Below are 21,698 nucleotides of genomic sequence, written 5' to 3'. Positions count from 1 at the left end.
GGGCTTTTTATTGCCACGTTAAGATTGAATGGAGAGAGCAGTGGACATAGAACTGAGCTATCAAGCCCAGCAGGTGATGGCAGATTGCGTTGCGCTCGCCGAACACGCCTTTGAACGCTCCTTCCCTTTCCCTTCGCTAACATACAGAGTGCGGGGTAAAGCCGCAGGTAAAGCCTACCTTCAACTCAATGAGATTCGCCTGAACCCTAAGCTCTTCCAAGAGAACCCGCAAGCTTTCTTGAGCGAGGTGATCCCGCACGAAGTCGCCCACTTGATCACCTTTCAAGTGTATGGCCGGGTTCGCCCGCACGGAAAAGAATGGCAGGGAGTGATGGAGGCCGTATTTAAGGTGCCAGCCAAAACTACCCACAGCTTTGATGTTGCCTCAGTGCAAGGCAAGACCTTCGAATACCGCTGCAGCTGCACCACCTACCCACTCTCGATTCGTCGTCATAACAAAGTGCTACGCAAACAGGCGGTCTACTCCTGCCAGAAATGCAGCCAGCCGCTGAGCTTTACCGGTGTGCAACTCTCTTAAACGCCACCAGGCACGGTAAACTCAGGCTTCCTTTCTACAATTATTATCGACTTACTCAGCAACATGAGCGAAAACTGCGTGGTAGAATAATTAACGTCATACTTTTTAAAGACTTTAATTATGAAATACTTGTTATCTGTGTTGCTGATAGTGCTCGCCGGCAGCACCATGGCTGCGCCGCCAACGTCATTTTCTGCCGCCAAACGCGAAGCGGTAAAAATCTATCGTGACCACCCCACCAGCTTCTACTGTGGTTGTGACATCCAGTGGCAAGGCAAAAAAGGAATACCAGACCTCAGCTCTTGTGGTTATCAAGTCCGTAAACAGGAACGGCGTGCCTCACGCATCGAGTGGGAACATGTCGTCCCGGCTTGGCAGTTCGGCCACCAGCGGAAGTGTTGGCAAACCGGCGGACGGAAAAACTGCTCACGCCATGACAAGGTGTTCCGCCAAATGGAAGCCGATTTGCACAACCTCACTCCCGCCATCGGAGAAGTCAATGGCGATCGCTCTAACTACAATTTCAGCCAGTGGAATGGCGTGGAGGGAGCCAGCTATGGCCGCTGTGAAATGCAGGTCAACTTTAAACGACGTAAAGTAATGCCACCCGATCGCGCCCGTGGTTCGATTGCCCGCACCTACCTGTATATGAGCCAAGAGTACGGTTTCAAACTGTCTAAGCAGCAGACTCAGTTGATGAATGCATGGAATAAAACCTACCCGGCCGACAAATGGGAATGTGAACGTGATAAGCGAATTGCCAAAGTTCAGGGCAAACATAACCCGTTTGTCGAGCAGGCCTGTCGGGCACAGTAGGACTATTTTTCGCTAGGGAGCGGTCATTATCTAGCATGGGGGGCTCTTGCCCCTTGTTTTTTCCCTTCAAAGCATCCATGTTAGTCTCTAACTACATGTGCATGCAGGAAACCCAAACACGATGCGTATCCCCCGAATTTATCACCCAGACACCATCCTACAGCTTGGCACGCTCGCTTTGAGTGACGATGCTGCCGGCCATATTGGCCGGGTGCTGCGGATGAAAGAGGGCCAGGAAGTATTGCTATTTGACGGCAGTGGTGCTGAGTTTCCCGCGGTGATCAGCGAAGTCAGCAAAAAGAACGTGATGGTCGAGGTCACCGAGCGGGTTGAGCGCAGCAGCGAATCCCCGTTGGATTTGCACCTCGGCCAGGTCATCTCTCGTGGTGAAAAAATGGAATTCACCATCCAAAAGTCGGTAGAGTTAGGGGTTAACACCATTACTCCACTGATTTCTGAGCGCTGTGGCGTCAAACTGGATCAAAAGCGCTTTGAGAAAAAACTCGCCCAGTGGCAAAAGATCGCCATCAGCGCTTGTGAGCAATCAGGCCGCAATATCGTGCCAGAGATCCGTCCAATCATGAGCTTAGATGAGTGGTGTCAGGAGCAGTATGACGGCCTCAAGCTCAATCTGCACCCCCGCGCCAAATACTCGATCAATACCCTGCCGACGCCGGTGGAAAAAGTGCGCCTGTTGATCGGACCTGAAGGTGGCCTGTCGGCCGAAGAGATCGAGATGACCCGCGATCACCAATTTGAAGAAACGCTATTGGGTCCACGCGTTCTACGCACCGAGACCGCCGCGCTTACCGCAATTACAGCCTTACAAGTTCGTTTCGGCGATCTTGGTTAACACGGAGAACAATAATGCTCAAACTCGGAATTGTAATGGATCCAATCTCGTCCATTAACATTAAGAAAGATTCTAGCTTTGCCATGCTGCTTGAAGCACAGCGCCGCGGCTACGAAATTCATTATATGGAGATGGGCGATCTTCATCTCGATCAAGGCGTAGCTATCGCAGACACTAAAATCGTTACACTTAAAGAAGATCCTGCTGGTTGGTATGAATTTGGCTCCGAGCAGAGCATTGAGCTGTCAGAACTAGATGCCGTCCTGATGCGTAAAGACCCGCCGTTTGATACCGAGTACATCTATGGCACCTACATCCTTGAGCGCGCTGAAGAGCAAGGCACTCTGATTGTCAACAAACCTCAGAGCCTTCGTGACTGCAACGAAAAACTCTTTACCGCCTGGTTCCCGGAACTGACGCCGACGACGATCGTGACACGCAAAGCGGATAGGATCAAAGCCTTCCGCGAACAGCATGGCGATGTGATCCTGAAACCGCTCGATGGTATGGGCGGCGCCTCTATCTTCCGGGTTAAAGACAATGATCCTAACGTATCGGTGATCATCGAAACCCTGACCAATAACGGCGAGTACTACGCAATGGCACAAGCCTTTGTGCCGGACATCAGCAATGGTGACAAACGTATTCTGGTAGTCGACGGTGAGCCCATGCCCTACTGCCTGGCGCGCATTCCGGCCGAAGGAGAAACCCGCGGTAACCTGGCGGCAGGCGGCACGGGAGAAGCGCGTCCTCTGAGTGAAACCGACAAACAAATCGCCCTGGCGGTAGCCCCGACCCTCAAAGAGAAAGGCCTGATTTTCGTTGGTCTGGATGTGATTGGCGACAAGCTGACCGAAATCAACGTGACCAGCCCGACCTGCATTCGCGAAATCGAATCTGCGTTTGATATCTCGATCACCGGTAAACTGATGGATGCGATTGAACGTCGAGTCCAGGGCGAATAATTCAAACTGTAGTAGAGTTAAAAGAGAGTCAGAGAAAAAATCGCTGACTCTTCAACCTGTCATGTTCACGCTACTTGGGTATAACGAGTCAGAAAGGTCGATATGCAAATGAACCTCACAAACCACTTCTTAGTGGCCATGCCGGGGATGAAAGATCCCTACTTCCAGCATCGCGTGATCTACGTGTGTGAACACAACGAAGAGGGCGCGATGGGGCTCATCATCAATGCGCCTGTGGACATCACCGTCGGCAATATGCTCAAGCAAGTTGATATCCAGCCCGTCCACCCGCGCCTGTTTACCGAAAGCCTGGAAAGACCGGTGTATAACGGTGGTCCGGTCTCCGAAGACCGCGGCTTTATTCTGCACAAACCCAAAGATTATTATGAATCCAGCATTCAGATGACCGACGAGCTTGCCGTCACCACTTCGCGCGATATTCTTACCGTACTGGGGACCGAAGCAGAGCCAAGCGATTATCTGGTCGCACTGGGTTACTCTGGCTGGAGTGCCGGGCAACTGGAATCCGAGCTGGCAGAAAACTCCTGGCTGACCATCAAAGCCACACCAGAGATCATTTTCGAAACCCCAATCAATGAACGCTGGAAAAAAGCGGTAGAAAAGCTCGGCATCGATCCAAGTCAGCTTTCAGCACAATCTGGCCACGCTTAGGCATAAATTAAAACTCAAACCAATTACATTCCGAGACACAGCATGTCACGTACAATTATGGCTTTTGACTTCGGCACCAAGAGTATTGGTAGCGCCATCGGTCAAGAAATCACAGGCACCGCCTCGCCTTTAAAAGCATTTAAAGCCAATGATGGGATTCCGAACTGGGATGACATCGAAAAACAGATCAAAGAATGGCAACCTGACTTGTTAATTGTCGGATTACCCACGGATCTGCACGGTAAAGATTTGGCCACCATTACCCCGAGAGCGAAAAAGTTTGCCAACCGGCTCCACGGCCGTTTTGGTTTACCGGTCGAACTGCATGATGAACGCCTCTCCACCGCCGAAGCGCGAGCAGAGCTGTTTGACATGGGCGGCTACAAAGCCTTATCAAAGGGTAATATCGACTGTCAGTCGGCGGTGGTAATTTTAGAAAGCTGGTTTGAAGCGCTCTGGAGCGAATAAAGCAAGAGTGACGACAAGCTGGTCTGCGAAATAACAGTAAAAAGGTTGGCGTAGCCAACCTTTTTACTATCATCAGTCCATGTCAATTTTGACATTGGTTAAGCTGCCCGATGCATACAATTCGCCACGCTGCGTTTTCAGCATCAAACGCAGATCATTGGCGGAATCGGCACTGTGCAAGGCATCTTCTTCGCTGATCTTACCCTGCATAACCAGTTTGTACAGTGACTGGTCAAAAGTCAGCATGCCAAACTCGTTCGAGCGCGCCATGGTCGCCTTAAGTTCATGCAGATCACCCCGCCGGATCAGATCAGACACTCGCGGGCTGTTGAGCAGAATCTCAAACACACCATGACGCCCCTGGCCATTTTTATCCCGGATCAACTGCTGGCCAATCACCCCCTTGAGGTTCATCGACAGATCAAACAAGAACTGCTGTTTTTGCTCATTAGGCACCAGATGCAGGATCCTTTCCAGGGCTTGGTTGGCATTATTGGCGTGCAGGGTCGCCATACACAAATGTCCGGTTTCTGCGAAGGTCATTGCATATTCCATGGTTTCCCGGCTGCGGATCTCACCAATCAAAATCATATCAGGCGCCTGACGCAGCGAGTTCTTTAATGCCACTTCATAACTCTCAGTATCGAGCCCGACTTCACGCTGGGTCACAATACAGCGCTTATGCTCGTGGACAAACTCAATCGGATCCTCAACGGTGAGGATATGTCCGGTTCGATGGCTATTGCGGTATCCGGTCATTGCCGCCATGGTGGTAGACTTACCCGAGCCGGTAGCGCCGACCACCAGCACCAGGCCACGTTTCGCTATCGCCAAATCCTGCAGCACCAACGGCAGTTTCAGCTGCTCAAAGGTCGGGATATTAGTTTCAATCCTGCGGATCACCGCACCCGGTAATTCACGCTGGAAAAAAGCACTGACACGAAAACGCCCACAATCTCTGACTATCGCAAAATTCGATTCACGACTATGACGAAACTCCTGACGACGTTCTGGCTCCATCGCACTATCAAGTAACAATGCCACGTCACGCTCAGAAAGTTTATCGCCCTGCGGCCGCAGTTCCCCATCGACCCGGAAAAGTATCGGCGCACCAACGGTGATATATAAATCCGACGCCTGCAGCGCCAACATGCCTTCGAGATATTTATTGAGTTCCATCATTCAATCCATTGTTACAAGAGTTGCTGAGTTTCCAACTCGATCTTTTTGTCGACCTCTTCCCGGGCGACTACTCCCTGGGCCGTTAGCTGACGGGCATTTTGTTCCATGGTCTGCATCCCATGCACCGCACCAGTTTGAATGATAGAGTACATCTGCGCGACTTTATCCTCGCGGATCAAATTACGAATTGCCGGTGTCGCCATCATGATCTCGTGGCAGGCAACACGACCGCCTCCGACACGTTTCAGCAGCTTCTGGGCGATGACTGAGGTCAGTGATTCAGAAAGCATGGAACGCACCATGTCTTTATCGCTGCCGGGAAACACATCGATGATCCGGTCAATGGTCTTTGCCGCCGAGCTGGTGTGCAGGGTACCAAAAACCAAATGCCCGGTTTCTGCTGCCGTAAGCGCTAAACTGATGGTTTCTTTATCACGCATCTCCCCGACCAGAATCACGTCCGGGTCTTCACGCAATGCACTGCGCAACGCATTCTGAAAGGTGTGCGTATCACGATGAACTTCACGCTGATTGATCAAACACTTGTTATTGGCATGAACAAATTCAATTGGATCTTCAATGGTGAGAATGTGCTTGTTGTGATTGCGGTTAATGTAGTCAACAATGGCAGCCAATGTGGTCGATTTACCCGAACCAGTCGGGCCGGTAACTAACACCAGCCCTTTTTCATTATTGGCAATTTTCCTGAAGATCTCTGGTGCATCGAGATCGTCTAAGGTTGGAATCCTGCCAGGGATGGTTCGGAACACCGCCGCACACCCACGAGACTGGTGAAAAACATTGACACGAAAGCGACCGACGTTATGCAATTCAAACGAAAAGTCGACTTCGAGTTTTTCTTCGAATTCACTGCGCTGGGCATCGTTCATGATTTCAAAGACCAAACGATGCACTTCTTGGTGAGTAAACGCAGGAATGCCTAACTTTCTTACATCGCCATCAATACGTACCATAGGTGGTACACCTGCAGAAAGATGTAGATCTGAGGCATTATGCTTTACACTAAAATCCAGTAACTCAGTGATATCCATTTAAAATCCTTAAACAAAAAGAACAGCTATGAGTAGTATTCAACAAAACATTGAACATATCACCTCTCAAATCCGCCGTGATGAAGAAAAATGTGGCCGATCTCCAGAGTCAGTGCAACTTTTAGCGGTCAGTAAAACTAAACCTGTCGAGGCAATTCTCGCAGCGCGTCAGGCTGGCCAGATGGCGTTTGGTGAAAACTATGTCCAGGAAGGCGTCAGCAAAGTCGAGCATTTTACCCAGCAGCATCCGGAGCTTGATATCGAATGGCACTTTATTGGCCCTATCCAATCTAACAAGTCACGCCCGGTAGCCGAGCATTTTGATTGGGTGCACACCATTGATCGCGCTAAAATCGCCCAGCGACTCAACGACCAACGCCCAACAGAACTCAAACCTCTGCAAGTTCTGATTCAGGTCAATACCAGTGGCGAAACCTCGAAGTCCGGCGCCAGCGATGAAGAGGTATTTGCACTGGCAGAGTTGATTTCTCAACTGCCAAACCTCACTTTAAGAGGACTGATGTCGATTCCGGCGAATGTCTCGGATTATGAATCACAGTTGCACGCATTTAAGCAGCTGGCCGATCTCAAACACCGATTGGCACAACGGTACCCAAACCTTGATACCCTGTCGATGGGCATGAGCGGTGACATGACCGCAGCCATCGAAGCAGGAAGCACCATGGTACGCATTGGTACCGCCATTTTTGGTGCCCGAGATTACAGTACCAACAAAAGCTGATCCCTGACTTCGCCATTCTTCAGGTATACACCGCAAGACTAACTGCTATACAGGCTCAGCCATTATACATACGGAAAGATAATATAATCACAAGATTTAACGATTTGGGAAACGAACACATGGAACACAAGAAGATCGTCTTTATCGGCGCTGGTAACATGGTAAGAGCCATCATCTCCGGCCTGATTGCCAACGGCTACCCGGCTCATCGCATCATGGCCACGGCACCATCAGAAACTCGCCGTTTGCCCCTGGAGCAGGAGTTTGGTATTAAAACCACCAGCGACAACCTGCAAGCCGCTGCGGCAGCGGATGTGATTGTGTTATCGGTTAAGCCCCAGATGATGGCTGAAGTGTGTAAACCACTCCAGGCCGTCGATCTGAGCCACAAGCTGGTCATTTCCATTGCTGCGGGTATCGGCTGCGAACGCCTGAACCAGATGCTGGCCAGCAAGCTGAATCTTGTTCGCGTCATGCCTAACACCCCTGCTCAACTCGGACAGGGGATGAGTGGTCTGTTTGCACCTGAACATGTTTCTGAGGCCGATAAGATGTTTGCCACTCAGCTGATGCAAGCGGTTGGTCAAGTGTGTTGGGTCGAGCAAGAATCCGGCATCAACAGCATCATTGCCGCCGCCGGCAGTGCGCCCGCTTATTTCTTCTTGTTTATGGAAGCAATGCAGGCAGAGGCCATGGCACAGGGCTTTGATAAACAGACCGCCCGCTTACTGGTACAGCAAGCGGCATTAGGCGCTGCGAGCATGGTTGTGGCCAACCCGGAGAGCGAGTTAGCAACACTGCGTGAGAACGTAACATCAAAGGGTGGCACCACAGCCGAAGCGTTGCGTACGTTCAACGAACACCAGTTGTCTGACATTGTAGCGAAAGCCATGCAGGCTGCTGTTACCCGTGCTGAAGAAATGGAAAAACTGTTTTAATCTCTGAGCCCAAGGCTCACTAATGTTAAGGGTACCTTATGAATTCAATGAGTTTCCTCATCTCAACCCTATTTGACCTCTACATCATGGTGGTGATTTTGAGGATCTGGTTGCAGGCTGCACGTGCAGATTTTTACAACCCGTTTTCGCAATTTATTGTTAAAGCGACTCAACCTGTTGTTGGGCCACTGCGGCGCTTTATCCCGTCGCTAGGCAGTATCGACCTGGCCACAGTGCTGTTTGCTTATGTGCTGTGTGTGCTTAAGTTTGTTGCACTGATCCTTATTGCCTCAAGCGGTTCGGTCTCTTTCAGCACCGACTTCCTGTTGCTGGGTGTGCTTTCTCTGCTGAAAGCGGCAGGCGGTTTGCTATTCTGGGTATTGCTGATCCGCGCTATCCTGAGCTGGGTCAGTCAGGGCCGCAGCCCAATTGAATATGTGTTCCACCAACTGACCGAACCGATGCTGGCCCCTATTCGCCGCATTATTCCTCCTATGGGTGGTTTTGATCTGAGCGTCTTGGTGCTGTTTGTCGCGCTGCAGTTTGCCAACTTCCTGATGGGAGATATGATCGGTCCCATCTGGTACCAGCTATAATGTCTGTAGCTGCATGGCATGATGGCGACGATATCGTTCTCCGGTTATACATTCAGCCCAAAGCCAGCCGGGATAAAATCGTTGGCTTACATGGCGATGAGCTGAAAATCGCTATCACAGCACCACCTGTTGACGGTAAAGCCAACGCTCATTTGAGCAAGTTTTTAGCCAAACAGTTCAGGGTTGCTAAAGGCTTGGTTGAGATAGAAAAAGGAGATCTGGGACGCCACAAACAAATCCGGATATCGTCCCCCGCTCAGATCCCTGAAGAAGTTAAAGCCATCTTGTGATGGCTTTTTATTTACATTATTCGCACGTTAAGGAAATCACGATGAGCAAATGGATCTCGGCACTTCTGATTGGCTTGATGGCCCTGCCGGTTTGGGCAGAGCAGTACAAGAGCATCAAAGATCTTGAGGTGCACTACGTCGCCTTTAATTCCACCTTCCTCACACCACAAATTGCCAGAAATTATCAGATCAAACGTAACGGGTATGTGGCGGTGGTCAATATCAGTGTTCTGGATGCCTCCTCACTGGGTAAGCCTACGCTGGAGGCCAAGATCCACGGTAAAGCAAGAAATTTAATCGGCCAGACGCAAACCTTAACCTTCCGCCAGGTTAAGGAAGGCGAGGCGATTTACTACCTGGCGGAGTTTCCGATCACTCATGAAGAAACTTTTAGCTTCGATATTGACGTTAAAGCTGGAAACAAAGGCTCAGGTAAGCTTAAATTCACCCAGAAGTTTTTTGTTGAAGAGTGATATGTCGAAGAGTAATTGGGTTGTGATGATCTAAATGCTTTTGGACACCCGTAGACCAAAAACTATTTATACCAATCTGGATAATTAACGGTTTAGCAAGTTTGCGTAGAATAAATTGCCCAGAGCGAGGCATAGATTGAAGTAACCCGTGGTTCTAACTCCCCAATCTATACCGCCGCTATCAGCGATTTTAGCCCGCATAACTGAACTGTGTGTTAGGTAAATTGGTATCTTGGGCAGAACAGCACGTTCTCCCCTTATCGCTACAGAAAGAGACGACCATGAAAAAAATAGTGCTAGCAACAGGTAACCAAGGCAAAGTTCGTGAGATGGCAGATCTGCTGTCAGATTTCGGTTTTGAAGTATTGGCGCAAAGTGAGTTCAACGTATCTGAAGTAGCGGAAACGGGCACCACGTTTATTGAGAACGCGATCATTAAAGCACGACACGCCGCGCATGAAACGGGCCTGCCAGCAATCGCTGACGACTCTGGCCTGGAAGTTGACTTCCTGAAAGGAGCTCCGGGCATCTACTCGGCACGTTATGCCGGTGAACAAGCATCAGACCAGGAGAACCTGGAAAAGCTGCTTCAAGCAATGGACGGGGTAGCTGAAGATCAGCGCACGGCACGCTTCCACTGTGTACTGGTATTGATGCGTCACGAGAACGATCCAACCCCGATCGTTTGTCACGGCAAATGGGAAGGCCGTATTCTTACCGCAGCCCAGGGTGAAAACGGCTTTGGCTATGATCCCATCTTCTTCGTGCCAGAAGACCACTGTGCATCAGCAGAGCTAGAACCAGCACGTAAGAAGCAGTTGTCTCACCGCGGCAAAGCGCTGAAATCGCTGTTCGCACAACTGTCTGAGCACGTTTCTCTGTAAAACCGAGCGAGTTTGACCATGTTAACGCCCCCAGCACTGAGCCTGTATGTCCACATCCCATGGTGTGTACAGAAGTGCCCGTATTGCGACTTTAACTCACACGCACTCAAAGCGGAGATCCCGGAAGAGGATTACATCCATGCTCTTCTGGAAGATCTGGATAGCGACATCGACAAATATCGCTTAAACGACGCACCGCGTCCGCTACATTCGATCTTTATCGGCGGTGGCACACCAAGCCTGATCTCAGCCGAAGGGATCGAACGCCTGCTCAAAGGCATCGAAGCACGTATTCCGTTTAAACCGGATATCGAGATCACCATGGAGGCCAATCCCGGCACCATTGAGGCAGAACGTTTCGCCGGCTATCGCCAAGCCGGTGTGACACGCATCTCGATTGGTGTGCAGAGCTTTGAGCAGCAAAAACTCGAGCACTTGGGGCGGATCCACGGCCAGGATGAAGCGATCAATGCCGCCAGGCTGGCCCACCAAATCGGCTTGAACAGCTTTAACCTCGACTTAATGCATGGCCTGCCAGACCAGAGTATCGAACAAGCATTGGCGGATCTGGACAAAGCAATAGAACTGGCTCCACCGCACCTCTCGTGGTATCAGCTCACCATCGAACCTAACACCATGTTCTACTACAAGCCACCGACGTTACCTGACGACGATGACTTGTGGGACATTTTCGAACAAGGGCATCAGAAACTCACCGCCGCCGGTTATGTGCAGTACGAGATTTCCGGCTACAGCAAGCCTGGCTATCAGTGCCGGCACAACCTTAACTACTGGCGTTTTGGTGACTACCTGGGGATCGGCTGTGGATCGCACGGTAAACTGAGTTTTGCTGATGGGCGCATCATCCGCACCACTAAGATCAAGCACCCGCGTGGTTATCTGGCAGCGTACCAGAACATGCTCAAACCATATCTGGACAGTGAGCAGTTGGTGGCCGATGAAGACCGCCCGTTTGAGTTCTTTATGAACCGCTTCCGTTTGATGGAAGCCTGCCCGAAACAAGATTATGTCAATACCACTGGCCTGCCATTAAGTTCGATTCAGGAAACCATCGAGTGGGCATTAGAGATGGGTTATCTCAGTGAAACCGACACCCATTGGCAGATCACCGAAAAAGGCAAACTGTTCCTTAACGATTTGCTGGAAGCGTTTATGGCGGAACAAGACGAAGACTAAGCCAAGCTGAAAACCGAAAGCCTCTCAACTGAGAGGCTTTTTGCGTTGCTAACGCTAGAAAATCGAACGGCCGATACGCTCAGATAACAGCTCAAGCGCTTTAGTACCAGCCAGCGAGTTACCCGACGCATCCAGCTCCGGCGACCATACCGCAATCGTCATTTCACCCGGCACCACGGCGATGATGCCACCACCAACACCTGACTTGCCCGGCATGCCGACCCGGTAAGCAAACTCACCCGCGCCATCATACAGGCCACAGGTAGCCAGTAAGGCATTCAGTTGCTTGGTCTGCACCGGCGATACTACCGGCTTGCCGGTTTGCACCGAAGTGCCTTTATTTGCCAGGTAGCTGAAGGTTTTCGCCAAATCAACGCAGCTCATCTTCAGCGCACAGGCATGGAAGTAATTTTGCAGTACCGGGATCACCTCATTTTCAAAGTTGCCAAACGAGCGCATCAGGTAAGCAATCGCAGCGTTGCGATCACCATGCATCATCTCCGAAGCTGCCACGACTTTGTCATAAACGATATGGGTATCACCAGACAGCTGGCGAGCAAAATCCAGTAAACGCTGCCGCGGCGCAGAAAGGCGGCTCTGTAACAGATCGGCCACCACAATAGCACCGGCATTGATAAATGGATTACGTGGAATCCCCTGCTCCATCTCAAGCTGGATCATCGAATTGAATGCCTGACCCGACGGCTCTTTACCAACCCGGGTCCAGATCTCTTCCTGCTTGTACAGGCACATCGCCAGGGTCAAACTCAGCGCTTTCGAGATCGACTGGATCGAAAACGGCTCTTCTGCATCGCCGGCTTTGATCACTTCACCTTGAGTCGTATAAACCGCAAGGCCTAACTTGTCGTTCGGCACTTTAGCCAGCGCCGGAATGTAATCGGCCACTTTTCCCTGGCCAATCAAAGGGCGAACCTCCGCCAGGATATCTGTCAAAATTTGTGCTGTAGGTTTCATTCTCTACCTTCACTCTCGCAGGGCTCAGAGGTAAAAAAAGCCAACGTTGAAGTTGGCTTTTCCATCAGACTCACTGTCATCAAATCAACTAGGGCTTCACCGCCACAATAATATTGCGGTTGATAGATTGATCAACCCGGTGAAGATAACCGATATACGGATCTTCGGAAAGCACCTGCCACCCTTGCTGTTCAAACAATGCCGCCACCTCTTTCCATTTCAGGGTGAACTCATTAAAAGACAGCACCACTGCACCATGCTTTTTCAGTACCACTTTCCATGCAGGCAGTGCTTGCTGCAAAAGCTCCAGTGGGCTGCGGTTTAACTTGCTGTCTTTAGCATTCTTGCTGCCGTGCTGCACACCATAAGGCAGGTCAGAAACCATCACATCTACGGAGTTCTTCTTCACCACCTGATCGGCAATCCGGGTATCAGCGGAATACAGCTTCATGGTTTGCACCTGGCCTTTATTGTACTCTGCCTTATCCGCAGCCGCCTCAATCAGGAAACCATCCGCGACTTTCTTACCAGCAGAAGTGCGCTTTTCTTTGCTCACCTTATGCTTGAAACGACCGTTTTTCATGAACTTAACGATGAATGTCTGGATCTCCTGAACCCATTTGGCATTGATCTCAACACCGACGACATTCAGACCGTGAATCAAACCTTCAAACAGGGTTGTACCTTTACCACACATCGGGTCCATCAGCGTTAGCGGTGTGCTGCCGGTTTTGGCCGCACTCACCCCCAGGTTCACCATCAAACGCGTAAACTGCTCGTTGGTTTTACCAGTGTAACGCAGGATCTGGCTCATGCTCTCAGGAAAAGTATTGAATGCAGGCGCCTGAATTGGACGCAACAGGCCATCTTCTCGTACTTCAAACAACGCATAGTAGATGGAAGACGCGGCAATTTTGCGAGTCTGTTCTGCGCTCAGAGCCTCTTCACAAGAGAACACTAATGCAGCAGGTAACCCCACATCTTTATTGCCAATTTCAGTTACTTCAACACCTTCGGCAGCCAGAATGGCTTTCAGCTCCGAACAAGCGATGGTCATTGCGCTATCAAAATAAATACGGTTGTGACCCGGATTCGCTAATATCGCATAGTGGTACATCGACTGACTCCTTAAGCCGTGCGCTTGTATTTGATATCCCACACACCATGCCCCAGACGGTGGCCGCGGGCTTCAAATTTAGTTAGTGGACGCTCTTCAGGACGAGGAACAAAGTCGCCCTCTTCCGCGATATTGGCGAAGCCAGGTGCCTGGTTCATGATTTCAATCATGTGTTCAGCGTAGTTTTCCCAGTCGGTAGCCATGTGGAAGATCCCCTCGTTAGGGATAAGCTTCTGACGGACCATTTCAGCGAAATCAAGCTGAACGATACGACGCTTATGGTGACGTTTCTTGTGCCATGGGTCAGGGAAGAACAGCTGCAGCGTGGTTAGGCTGTCATCTGGGATCATATGCTCAAACACTTCCACTGCATCGTGGCACATAACACGCAGGTTAGTCAGACCAGCTTCGCGAGCATCGGCCAGGCAAGCCCCGACGCCCGGGCTGTGCACTTCAATGCCAACGAAGTTTTTCTCTGGCGCATTCTTTGCCATTTCAACCAGTGAAGCACCCATACCAAAACCGATTTCAAGCACCACTGGATTGTCGTTACCAAAAACTTCTTTCCAGTCAAGAAGTTCCGCTTTGTAATCGATACCCATGGTTGGCCAGCACTCGTTCATCGCGTTTTCCTGGCCCTTAGTTAGACGACCTTCTCGGCGGACGAAACTGCGCACTTTACGGATCAGTTTGCCGTCTTCGTTATATTCGTTAGTGGTTACTTCACTCATTGATTTTGCCTGCACATTGATTAATCAAAGCGGGGATTATCCAAAGAATTTACTTAGGTGCAAGTATTTGTTGACCAGCCCTGCAGTAACGTGCCAACAACGACCTTACCTGGAGCTATATCCCTACAGTTTATCTGTTGTACTTACCCTGCATTCTGTGGTGCAATTTTGCACCTAATCAATCATACAATACAGAGCAAGTCGTGACACCTTTCGCAAGTGCCATATTAAAATGGTATGACGCATATGGAAGAAAAGATCTTCCGTGGCAACAAAATAAAACTGCCTACAGTGTCTGGTTGTCTGAAATCATGCTTCAGCAAACTCAGGTCACTACCGTCATTCCCTATTATCAACGTTTCTTGGAACGATTCCCGACCGTTATCGATCTGGCTAATGCTGAACAGGATGAAGTTCTGCATCTCTGGACCGGCCTGGGTTACTACGCACGTGCTCGTAACCTTCATAAAGCCGCTAAAGAGGTCGCCCATAAGTATCACGGTGAGTTTCCGCTTGATATTGAACAGCTGAATGCTTTGCCGGGAATTGGCCGTTCAACCGCTGCTGCCGTGCTTTCATCGGTTTATAAGCAACCGCACGCCATTCTGGACGGTAACGTCAAACGCACTTTATCGCGCTGTTTTGCGATTGCAGGATGGCCGGGACAAAAGAAAGTCGAAAACCAACTATGGGAAATTGCCCGAACACATACCCCGCAAGCCGATGTCGACAAGTATAACCAGGCGATGATGGACATGGGAGCGATGATCTGCACGCGCAGTAAGCCCAAATGCAGTCTGTGTCCGGTCAGCGATTTATGTGTGTCATACAAGCAGGGCAACATGCTCGACTATCCTGGCAAGAAACCAAAAAAAGACAAACCAGTGAAGCAAACACGTTTCGTGATGCTGCATTACCACAATAAGCAAGGCCACGAAGTGTGGCTGGAGCAGAGACCGCAAACCGGTATTTGGGGCGGACTGTTCTGCTTCCCGCAAACCGACCATGTTGATGAAGAAACAGATATCGGCCTGCTGCTGGAACAAAGGGGCATTGATGCGCATGACATCAAAGATCAGCAGACCCTGATCACTTTCCGCCATACGTTCAGCCATTACCATCTGGAGATCACACCGATTTTGATTGATCTGTCAAAGCAACCTGATGTGATAATGGAAGGTAGTAAAGGTCTTTGGTATAACTTATCTCAACCAGAAGAAGTGGGCTTAGCAGCACCAGTAAAACTATTGCTGGAAGCACTGCCTTACGAACTTCGTTAATTAAATACAAGGAGTCATTATGAGCCGCACTGTTTTTTGTGCTCGACTGAAGAAAGAAGGTGAAGGTCTCGACTTTCAACTTTACCCGGGAGAGCTGGGTAAACGCATTTTCGATAACATTTCAAAAGAAGCCTGGGCTCAGTGGCAGCATAAACAGACCATGTTGATCAACGAAAAGAAACTCAACATGATGGATCCAGAACACCGCAAACTGATCGAAACTGAGATGGTGAACTTCCTGTTTGAAGGCAAAGATGTTCACATCGAAGGCTACACACCACCGAGTGAATAACTCGAACTTGTTTTAAAACAATGACATCACAACAGCTTTTGTGATGTCATTTTTATTTTAACCTCCAGTTGTCATTACTTATGAAGAAAATTGCCGTTTTTATTTCCACAGCGCTGTTGTTGGCAGGTTGCAGTCGAGAGTTCGTAGAGAAGCTCTATGATGTCAATTACGAGCCCACCAACCGCTTTGCCAGGAACCTGGCCGAGCTTCCGGGTCAGTTTGAAAAAGATACTGCAGCACTGGACGCGTTGATCAACAGTTTTTCTGGCAATATCCAGAAACGCTGGGGAAAGCGTGAAATAAAATATGCGGGTAAAAGCAATTATGTTAAGTACATAGACAACTACATGAGTCGTGCCGAAGTCGACTTTAAAAAGGGCGTCATCACCATAGAAACCGTTTCCCCCACTGAACCACAAAAGCACCTAAAAAACGCGATAGTAACGACCCTGCTCACCCCTGACGACCCCGCCAACGTTGACCTTTTTTCCTCAAAGGAGATCAAGCTACAGGGACAGCCGTTTCTCTATAAACAGGTCATTGATCAGGACAAAAAACCAATCCAGTGGTCATGGCGCGCCAATCGATTTGCAGACTACCTGATCGCAAATAAAGTCAAAACCAAGGATGTGGATTTCAAAAAAGCTTATTACGTTGAGATCCCGATGGTGGAAGATCACTTCTCCCAGCGCAGTTATCAATATGCCGACATCGTACGCCGGGCATCAAAGCGCTATGACATCCCAGAGGATTTGATTTATGCCATCATCAAAACCGAGAGCAGCTTTAATCCGTATGCAGTAAGTTGGGCCAATGCTTATGGCCTGATGCAGGTAGTACCAAAAACAGCAGGTCGTGATGTCTTTAAACTGGTAAAGAACAAATCTGGTCAGCCGACTCCGGAGTACTTGTTCAATCCGGAAAACAATATCGATACCGGTACCGCCTATTTTTACATCCTGAAAAACCGCTACCTGAAAGATGTTCGTCACCCGACCTCTCTCGAATACAGTATGATCTCGGCCTACAATGGCGGAACCGGTGGTGTTCTCAACACATTCAGCCGGGATCGCAAACGCGCGATGCAGGATTTAAACTCACTGCAACCGAATCAGGTCTATTGGGCCCTTACCAAAAAGCATCCCAATGCCGAAGCCCGTCGCTACCTAGAAAAAGTTACAAATTTCAAAAAGGAATTTAACGCAGCGCAAACTTTGTAATGACAGTTGAATGAAAAGCAAACAAACAGACACTTTTTTGAAATTATTTAAAAAAAGTGGTTGACGCAAAGCAGGAAAATCCGTTTAATAGCGCTCCGTCGCCCGGATAGCTCAGTCGGTAGAGCAGAGGATTGAAAATCCTCGTGTCGGTGGTTCGATTCCGCCTCCGGGCACCACAATTTGTTTGTTGGTGTCTTAGACATCAATAAGTTATAAAGAATACAGTGTGCCGACTTAGCTCAGTAGGTAGAGCAACTGACTTGTAATCAGTAGGTCACCAGTTCGATTCCGGTAGTCGGCACCATTCTTTTGCCTCGATAGCTCAGTCGGTAGAGCAGAGGATTGAAAATCCTCGTGTCGGTGGTTCGATTCCGCCTCGAGGCACCATTATTTGGTGCTTCATCTCGAAAGAGATGACACAAATAATTCCCCCTTAGTTCAGTTGGTAGAACGGCGGACTGTTAATCCGTATGTCGCAGGTTCGAGTCCCGCAGGGGGAGCCACTTTCTAAGAGCTTCATTAAGAATGAGGTTCTGACAACGAAGAGCAAGTCTCTTCTACGAAAAAGAATACAGTGTGCCGACTTAGCTCAGTAGGTAGAGCAACTGACTTGTAATCAGTAGGTCACCAGTTCGATTCCGGTAGTCGGCACCATTCTTTTGCCTCGATAGCTCAGTCGGTAGAGCAGAGGATTGAAAATCCTCGTGTCGGTGGTTCGATTCCGCCTCGAGGCACCATTATTTGGTGCTTCATCTCGAAAGAGATGACACAAATAATTCCCCCTTAGTTCAGTTGGTAGAACGGCGGACTGTTAATCCGTATGTCGCAGGTTCGAGTCCCGCAGGGGGAGCCACTTTAAAAAAGCCGCATCACTTGATGCGGCTTTTTTGCATTCTAAACTCCTTTTTCCGTTTTGGCCTGATTGTTTACCATCCGCTTTCTGTTATTCCTACCTCCACCAATGGCACTCAGATCTTATTACGCGACCAAATTGCTTAGTAGCCCCGGCAGACTTTGAACGGAAGCTGAAAGATATCGCAAATATTTTGGATGGCAGACTGTTCTTGCCAAGCAAACTCACTGACTAGCACTAAACAATGCTACTGAAGCTACACGCAAAGCTAAGAAGGGCGTATTCTCGAATCGATAACTTTGCTGTTATGGTGGATGCAGGCCACAGCAAATCAACACCAAAGAGCTCTCTCATCTATTACTGGCTCGCACTGCGAAGCGTAACGACGCGAGCGGCAATCGGCTAGTTTGCGCCGTAACAGAGCATCAACACTAGCATCCTGAGAGTGGCGAGACAAACCAATTCCCGCCAAAGCACTCATTTAAGGTCAATTGTCTAATAAAATGCACATTTTCAGGTGTACTTTCTATTCATTTAACCAAACTAGCCGCTTTCAACATCTTAAAAAAAGCTCCTTCAGCTCTTTAATAGTGGCGTAACTTTAGCTAAAACGCGCAAAAACACCCCACTACGCACACAAAATCAGCAAACGATATTTTTTTTGTATTTTCCTGTTGACCTAAGAACGGAAAAACCGTTTAATACACCTCGTCGCCCGGATAGCTCAGTCGGTAGAGCAGAGGATTGAAAATCCTCGTGTCGGTGGTTCGATTCCGCCTCCGGGCACCACAATTTGCAATTGTTGGTGCATTAGCAACAGCAATATCAAGAATAATAAGTTTGGCCGACTTAGCTCAGTAGGTAGAGCAACTGACTTGTAATCAGTAGGTCACCAGTTCGATTCCGGTAGTCGGCACCATTATTCTTGTTGAAAAGATAATTCCCCCTTAGTTCAGTTGGTAGAACGGCGGACTGTTAATCCGTATGTCGCAGGTTCGAGTCCCGCAGGGGGAGCCACTTTCAAGTAATGAGCATTAGGCTTATTAACATTGAAATGTGCCGACTTAGCTCAGTAGGTAGAGCAACTGACTTGTAATCAGTAGGTCACCAGTTCGATTCCGGTAGTCGGCACCATCTTTTCCCCCTTAGTTCAGTTGGTAGAACGGCGGACTGTTAATCCGTATGTCGCAGGTTCGAGTCCCGCAGGGGGAGCCATTTTAAAAAAGGCCGCATCACTTGATGCGGCTTTTTTGCATCTTACTCTCCTGGTTTGTACCAAACCATGACCTCAAACCGAAGTGTCGCCATCAGCGTTGACTCGCGCAGTCCTGTCCCAAGACACGACCCTTCTGTATCTACCATTTAAATCCAGTTGCAAATCCACCGTTCACTGTGGTACCGGCGCCACGAATAACAAAGCCCAGTAATCGTACTGGGCTTTTTGAGCTTAAATTAATGAAACATAGTCGCTAACGTAAGAGTTCTGGAAGGCACGGCCTGCTACCCAGCCCTCTCCCTGGCTTGTAGAAGCCTTCTGAGCCAAAAGGTTAACCAAGCCCACCTAAACAGACATATTTCGTTTCCAGGTATTCATCTAAGCCTTGCTTAGCACCCTCGCGCCCAACGCCAGATTCTTTGATCCCACCAAACGGTGCCACTTCGGTAGAGATGATACCTTCATTCACACCGACCATGCCGTATTCCAGCTCTTCGCTGAAGCTCACTATACGCTTCAGGCTATCGGTATAAAAATAACAATCAAGACCATATTCCGTGTCATTTGCCATCGCCAGTACTTGCTCGTCATCTTCAAAAGTCAACACCGGCAATACGGGGCCAAACAACTCTTGCTGAACCATAGCCATACCTTGCTCTACGTTATCCAGAATGATTGGCTCCACAAAGCGACCTGTGAGCTTCTGACGACGAGTAGCGATCCTTGCTCCCTTCTTGCAGCGCTTGGTCGATAACCGCCTCCAGACGATGTTTAGAGGCCATTGTAATCACAGGCCCGACAGTCACACCAGAATCTAAACCGTTACCGACTTTTAGCGCAGCAAGTTTAGACAGAACTTTTTCCATAAATCGTTCTTTTATATCTTTATGAATATATAGACGGTTTGTACACACACACGTTTGCCCGGCATTACGGAATTTTGAGGCGATCAGCCCTTCTGCGGCTAATTCCAAGTCAGCATCATCAAATACAATAAACGGTGCATTGCCCCCCAGTTCCATAGATACGGCTTTAACAGTTTCACTGGCCTGCTTCATCAAAATTTTTCCGACACGTGTTGAGCCCGTAAACGAAATCTTCTTGATGCCAGGATCCGTCGACAATACCTGACCAAACTCTGCGGCTTGTTCCGAAATCACAACTGGCAGCAGAGGTTTAGGGATCCCAGCCTGATAAGCGAGCTCAACAACCGCAAGAGCAGTAAGTGGTGTCAGCTCGGAAGGTTTGATGATCATGCCACAGCCGGCAGCCAATGCTGGTGCGGCCTTGCGGGTGATCATCGCAATAGGAAAGTTCCAGGGGGTGATGGCCGCACAAACGCCGACAGGCTGCTTAATCGTCGTCAAGCGTTTGTCTGTTGTTGTTGCCGGTATCACTTCACCATAGGCTCGCTTCGCTTCTTCAGCAAACCACTCTACGAACGCTGCACCATAAGCCACCTCTCCCCGACTCTCTGTCAGTGGTTTCCCCTGTTCTAAGGTAATGATCGTCGCAATATCTTCTGCGTTTTCCCCCAACAACCCAAACCAGCGCTTCAAATATACTGAACGCTGTTTGGCGCTTAGTTGCGCCCATGCCTTTTGAGCTAGTGAGCACTGTTCAATGATCGACGCGAGTGCGCCTATTGCAGTTGGAGCTAGCCTAATGATTTCTTCTTCGGTAGCCGGGTTATAAACAGAAATTCCCGACGTCACGGAAAGATTTTCAAAAAGCTGATTTAATGTATTATTTTTTAAAAGCTGCATCAGTAATACTCGATTGGAACAGTGGCGACAGAGTAATACCCGTGCATCCTTAGAGTAAAGTAAACTTATCTTTCTTTTTATCCGTCCACGAATCTGTTGTGAAGCGCACCCTCCTCTTTTTCCTGCACAAAAACACCTGCTAAGTGACGGGCTTTTTCCGACGTCCGGAAACTTAATCAATCACGAACAACCAGAACAAGGGACTCACAATATTGTCTAACCAAGTTTCTGTATCAGTAATGCTGTTGGGCTCATTTAAGCGCCGTTAGCCCTTAACAAGGCACACAGAGCGCCAGAGGTGGTAAGCAAAATTCAAGCTAAATACTCGTCCTATATCCCGAGTACCAAAACCGAAAAAAACCTCACTATGGATCAGCAAGGCTTCTGAAAGGGAAATACCTGCCCACAGGGCTTTTTCGTAGGCATACGAAAAAGCCCCAGTCTTTCGACTGGGGCTTAAATAAGTGGCGGAGTGGACGGGACTCGAACCCGCGACCCCCGGCGTGACAGGCCGGTATTCTAACCAACTGAACTACCACTCCGCAGTGGCTTACCTGCTATTGGCAGGTGTCCAAAATTTAA

The 21,698-nt window shown here is 49.2% G+C and carries 21 protein-coding genes, 13 tRNA genes and 1 pseudogene; 28 read left to right on the top strand and 7 right to left on the bottom strand.

Annotated elements, in window-relative coordinates:
• Positions 1-40: 40 nt before the first annotated feature.
• The 6 genes from P2G85_RS10345 (at position 41) to ruvX (ending at position 4,312) form a co-directional block, all read left to right on the top strand.
• Positions 41-538 (top strand): SprT family zinc-dependent metalloprotease, encoded by a 498-nt coding sequence (locus tag P2G85_RS10345; protein ID WP_275864010.1) that lies wholly within the window; start codon positions 41-43, stop codon positions 536-538.
• Positions 539-658: 120 nt separating this feature from the next.
• Entirely contained in the window at positions 659-1,354 is a 696-nt protein-coding gene (gene endA / locus P2G85_RS10340) for a deoxyribonuclease I (protein WP_275864009.1), read from the top strand.
• Positions 1,355-1,475: 121 nt separating this feature from the next.
• Positions 1,476-2,207 (top strand): 16S rRNA (uracil(1498)-N(3))-methyltransferase, encoded by a 732-nt coding sequence (gene rsmE, locus P2G85_RS10335; RefSeq protein WP_275864008.1) that lies wholly within the window; start codon positions 1,476-1,478, stop codon positions 2,205-2,207.
• Between the two features lie 14 nt (positions 2,208-2,221).
• A complete protein-coding gene (gshB, locus tag P2G85_RS10330) occupies positions 2,222-3,172 on the top strand; it encodes a glutathione synthase (RefSeq protein ID WP_275864007.1) in 951 nt (316 codons plus the stop codon).
• 108 nt (positions 3,173-3,280) lie between these two features.
• Positions 3,281-3,844: a YqgE/AlgH family protein gene (locus tag P2G85_RS10325; protein WP_275864006.1), complete on the top strand. Its 564-nt coding sequence runs from the start codon at positions 3,281-3,283 to the stop codon at positions 3,842-3,844.
• Between the two features lie 42 nt (positions 3,845-3,886).
• On the top strand, positions 3,887-4,312 hold the full coding sequence (gene ruvX / locus P2G85_RS10320; protein ID WP_275864005.1) for a Holliday junction resolvase RuvX: 426 nt from the start codon (positions 3,887-3,889) through the stop codon (positions 4,310-4,312).
• A 72-nt stretch (positions 4,313-4,384) separates the two neighbouring features.
• Here the strand turns inward: ruvX and P2G85_RS10315 are convergent, their stop codons facing one another.
• Positions 4,385-5,491: a PilT/PilU family type 4a pilus ATPase gene (locus P2G85_RS10315; protein ID WP_275864004.1), complete on the bottom strand. Its 1,107-nt coding sequence runs from the start codon at positions 5,489-5,491 to the stop codon at positions 4,385-4,387.
• A gap of 14 nt (positions 5,492-5,505) precedes the next feature.
• Complete coding sequence (locus tag P2G85_RS10310) at positions 5,506-6,546, bottom strand: type IV pilus twitching motility protein PilT (protein WP_275864003.1); 1,041 nt, start codon at positions 6,544-6,546, stop codon at positions 5,506-5,508.
• 28 nt (positions 6,547-6,574) lie between these two features.
• On the opposite strand from P2G85_RS10310, the gene P2G85_RS10305 reads away from it, so the two are divergent.
• The 7 genes from P2G85_RS10305 (at position 6,575) to hemW (ending at position 11,666) form a co-directional block, all read left to right on the top strand.
• Positions 6,575-7,288, top strand: coding sequence for a YggS family pyridoxal phosphate-dependent enzyme (locus tag P2G85_RS10305; RefSeq protein ID WP_275864002.1), 714 nt, complete (start codon positions 6,575-6,577; stop codon positions 7,286-7,288).
• A 119-nt stretch (positions 7,289-7,407) separates the two neighbouring features.
• Positions 7,408-8,226, top strand: a complete 819-nt coding sequence (gene proC, locus P2G85_RS10300; RefSeq protein ID WP_275864001.1) for a pyrroline-5-carboxylate reductase — start codon at positions 7,408-7,410, stop codon at positions 8,224-8,226.
• A 38-nt stretch (positions 8,227-8,264) separates the two neighbouring features.
• On the top strand, positions 8,265-8,822 hold the full coding sequence (locus tag P2G85_RS10295; protein ID WP_275864000.1) for a YggT family protein: 558 nt from the start codon (positions 8,265-8,267) through the stop codon (positions 8,820-8,822).
• On the top strand, positions 8,822-9,112 hold the full coding sequence (yggU, locus tag P2G85_RS10290) for a DUF167 family protein YggU (protein ID WP_275863999.1): 291 nt from the start codon (positions 8,822-8,824) through the stop codon (positions 9,110-9,112). Before P2G85_RS10295 ends, yggU begins: the two co-directional genes overlap by 1 nt.
• 41 nt (positions 9,113-9,153) lie before the next feature.
• Positions 9,154-9,585, top strand: coding sequence for a DUF4426 domain-containing protein (locus tag P2G85_RS10285; protein WP_275863998.1), 432 nt, complete (start codon positions 9,154-9,156; stop codon positions 9,583-9,585).
• 281 nt (positions 9,586-9,866) lie between these two features.
• On the top strand, positions 9,867-10,469 hold the full coding sequence (locus P2G85_RS10280; protein WP_275863997.1) for an XTP/dITP diphosphatase: 603 nt from the start codon (positions 9,867-9,869) through the stop codon (positions 10,467-10,469).
• An 18-nt stretch (positions 10,470-10,487) separates the two neighbouring features.
• Positions 10,488-11,666 carry a radical SAM family heme chaperone HemW gene (gene hemW, locus P2G85_RS10275; RefSeq protein WP_275863996.1) on the top strand — a complete coding sequence of 393 codons (1,179 nt, stop codon included), beginning with the start codon at positions 10,488-10,490 and terminating at the stop codon, positions 11,664-11,666.
• 54 nt (positions 11,667-11,720) lie between these two features.
• Here the strand turns inward: hemW and glsB are convergent, their stop codons facing one another.
• From glsB to trmB, 3 genes are all read right to left on the bottom strand, one after another.
• A complete protein-coding gene (glsB, locus tag P2G85_RS10270; protein ID WP_275863995.1) occupies positions 11,721-12,641 on the bottom strand; it encodes a glutaminase B in 921 nt (306 codons plus the stop codon).
• An 88-nt stretch (positions 12,642-12,729) separates the two neighbouring features.
• Complete coding sequence (locus P2G85_RS10265) at positions 12,730-13,758, bottom strand: DNA methylase (RefSeq protein ID WP_275863994.1); 1,029 nt, start codon at positions 13,756-13,758, stop codon at positions 12,730-12,732.
• An 11-nt stretch (positions 13,759-13,769) separates the two neighbouring features.
• Complete coding sequence (gene trmB / locus P2G85_RS10260; protein WP_275863993.1) at positions 13,770-14,489, bottom strand: tRNA (guanosine(46)-N7)-methyltransferase TrmB; 720 nt, start codon at positions 14,487-14,489, stop codon at positions 13,770-13,772.
• Positions 14,490-14,692: 203 nt separating this feature from the next.
• On the opposite strand from trmB, the gene mutY reads away from it, so the two are divergent.
• The 15 genes from mutY to P2G85_RS10185 all read left to right on the top strand — a co-directional run bounded on the left by mutY (position 14,693) and on the right by P2G85_RS10185 (position 19,349).
• Positions 14,693-15,769: an A/G-specific adenine glycosylase gene (gene mutY / locus P2G85_RS10255; protein WP_275863992.1), complete on the top strand. Its 1,077-nt coding sequence runs from the start codon at positions 14,693-14,695 to the stop codon at positions 15,767-15,769.
• 19 nt (positions 15,770-15,788) lie between these two features.
• On the top strand, positions 15,789-16,061 hold the full coding sequence (locus tag P2G85_RS10250; protein WP_005381002.1) for an oxidative damage protection protein: 273 nt from the start codon (positions 15,789-15,791) through the stop codon (positions 16,059-16,061).
• An 80-nt stretch (positions 16,062-16,141) separates the two neighbouring features.
• The gene (mltC, locus tag P2G85_RS10245; RefSeq protein WP_275863991.1) at positions 16,142-17,281 is read left to right on the top strand and encodes a membrane-bound lytic murein transglycosylase MltC; all 1,140 of its coding nucleotides are present in this window, start codon (positions 16,142-16,144) and stop codon (positions 17,279-17,281) included.
• 100 nt (positions 17,282-17,381) lie between these two features.
• A tRNA-Phe gene (locus P2G85_RS10240) sits at positions 17,382-17,457 on the top strand.
• A 52-nt stretch (positions 17,458-17,509) separates the two neighbouring features.
• Positions 17,510-17,585 (top strand) — tRNA-Thr (locus P2G85_RS10235).
• A 7-nt stretch (positions 17,586-17,592) separates the two neighbouring features.
• A tRNA-Phe gene (locus P2G85_RS10230) sits at positions 17,593-17,668 on the top strand.
• A 40-nt stretch (positions 17,669-17,708) separates the two neighbouring features.
• Positions 17,709-17,784: transfer RNA gene (locus P2G85_RS10225), tRNA-Asn, on the top strand.
• 75 nt (positions 17,785-17,859) lie between these two features.
• Positions 17,860-17,935, top strand: a tRNA-Thr gene (locus tag P2G85_RS10220).
• Between the two features lie 7 nt (positions 17,936-17,942).
• Positions 17,943-18,018: transfer RNA gene (locus tag P2G85_RS10215), tRNA-Phe, on the top strand.
• A 40-nt stretch (positions 18,019-18,058) separates the two neighbouring features.
• A tRNA-Asn gene (locus P2G85_RS10210) sits at positions 18,059-18,134 on the top strand.
• Between the two features lie 713 nt (positions 18,135-18,847).
• Positions 18,848-18,923: transfer RNA gene (locus tag P2G85_RS10205), tRNA-Phe, on the top strand.
• A gap of 54 nt (positions 18,924-18,977) precedes the next feature.
• Positions 18,978-19,053: transfer RNA gene (locus tag P2G85_RS10200), tRNA-Thr, on the top strand.
• 22 nt (positions 19,054-19,075) lie between these two features.
• Positions 19,076-19,151: transfer RNA gene (locus tag P2G85_RS10195), tRNA-Asn, on the top strand.
• A gap of 41 nt (positions 19,152-19,192) precedes the next feature.
• Positions 19,193-19,268: transfer RNA gene (locus P2G85_RS10190), tRNA-Thr, on the top strand.
• Positions 19,269-19,273: 5 nt separating this feature from the next.
• Positions 19,274-19,349, top strand: a tRNA-Asn gene (locus P2G85_RS10185).
• A gap of 332 nt (positions 19,350-19,681) precedes the next feature.
• Here the strand turns inward: P2G85_RS10185 and P2G85_RS10180 are convergent.
• Together P2G85_RS10180 and P2G85_RS10175 are read right to left on the bottom strand one after the other, a co-directional pair.
• Positions 19,682-21,119, bottom strand: a pseudogene (locus P2G85_RS10180) (NAD-dependent succinate-semialdehyde dehydrogenase).
• Between the two features lie 462 nt (positions 21,120-21,581).
• Positions 21,582-21,658: transfer RNA gene (locus tag P2G85_RS10175), tRNA-Asp, on the bottom strand.
• Positions 21,659-21,698: the final 40 nt, after the last annotated feature.

Origin of the sequence: Vibrio sp. CAU 1672 (genome assembly GCF_029223195.1) — a bacterium.
GTDB lineage: Bacteria > Pseudomonadota > Gammaproteobacteria > Enterobacterales > Vibrionaceae > Vibrio.
Note: the sequence above shows the minus strand (reverse complement) of the source record. Positions and strands in the feature narration are given on the sequence as shown.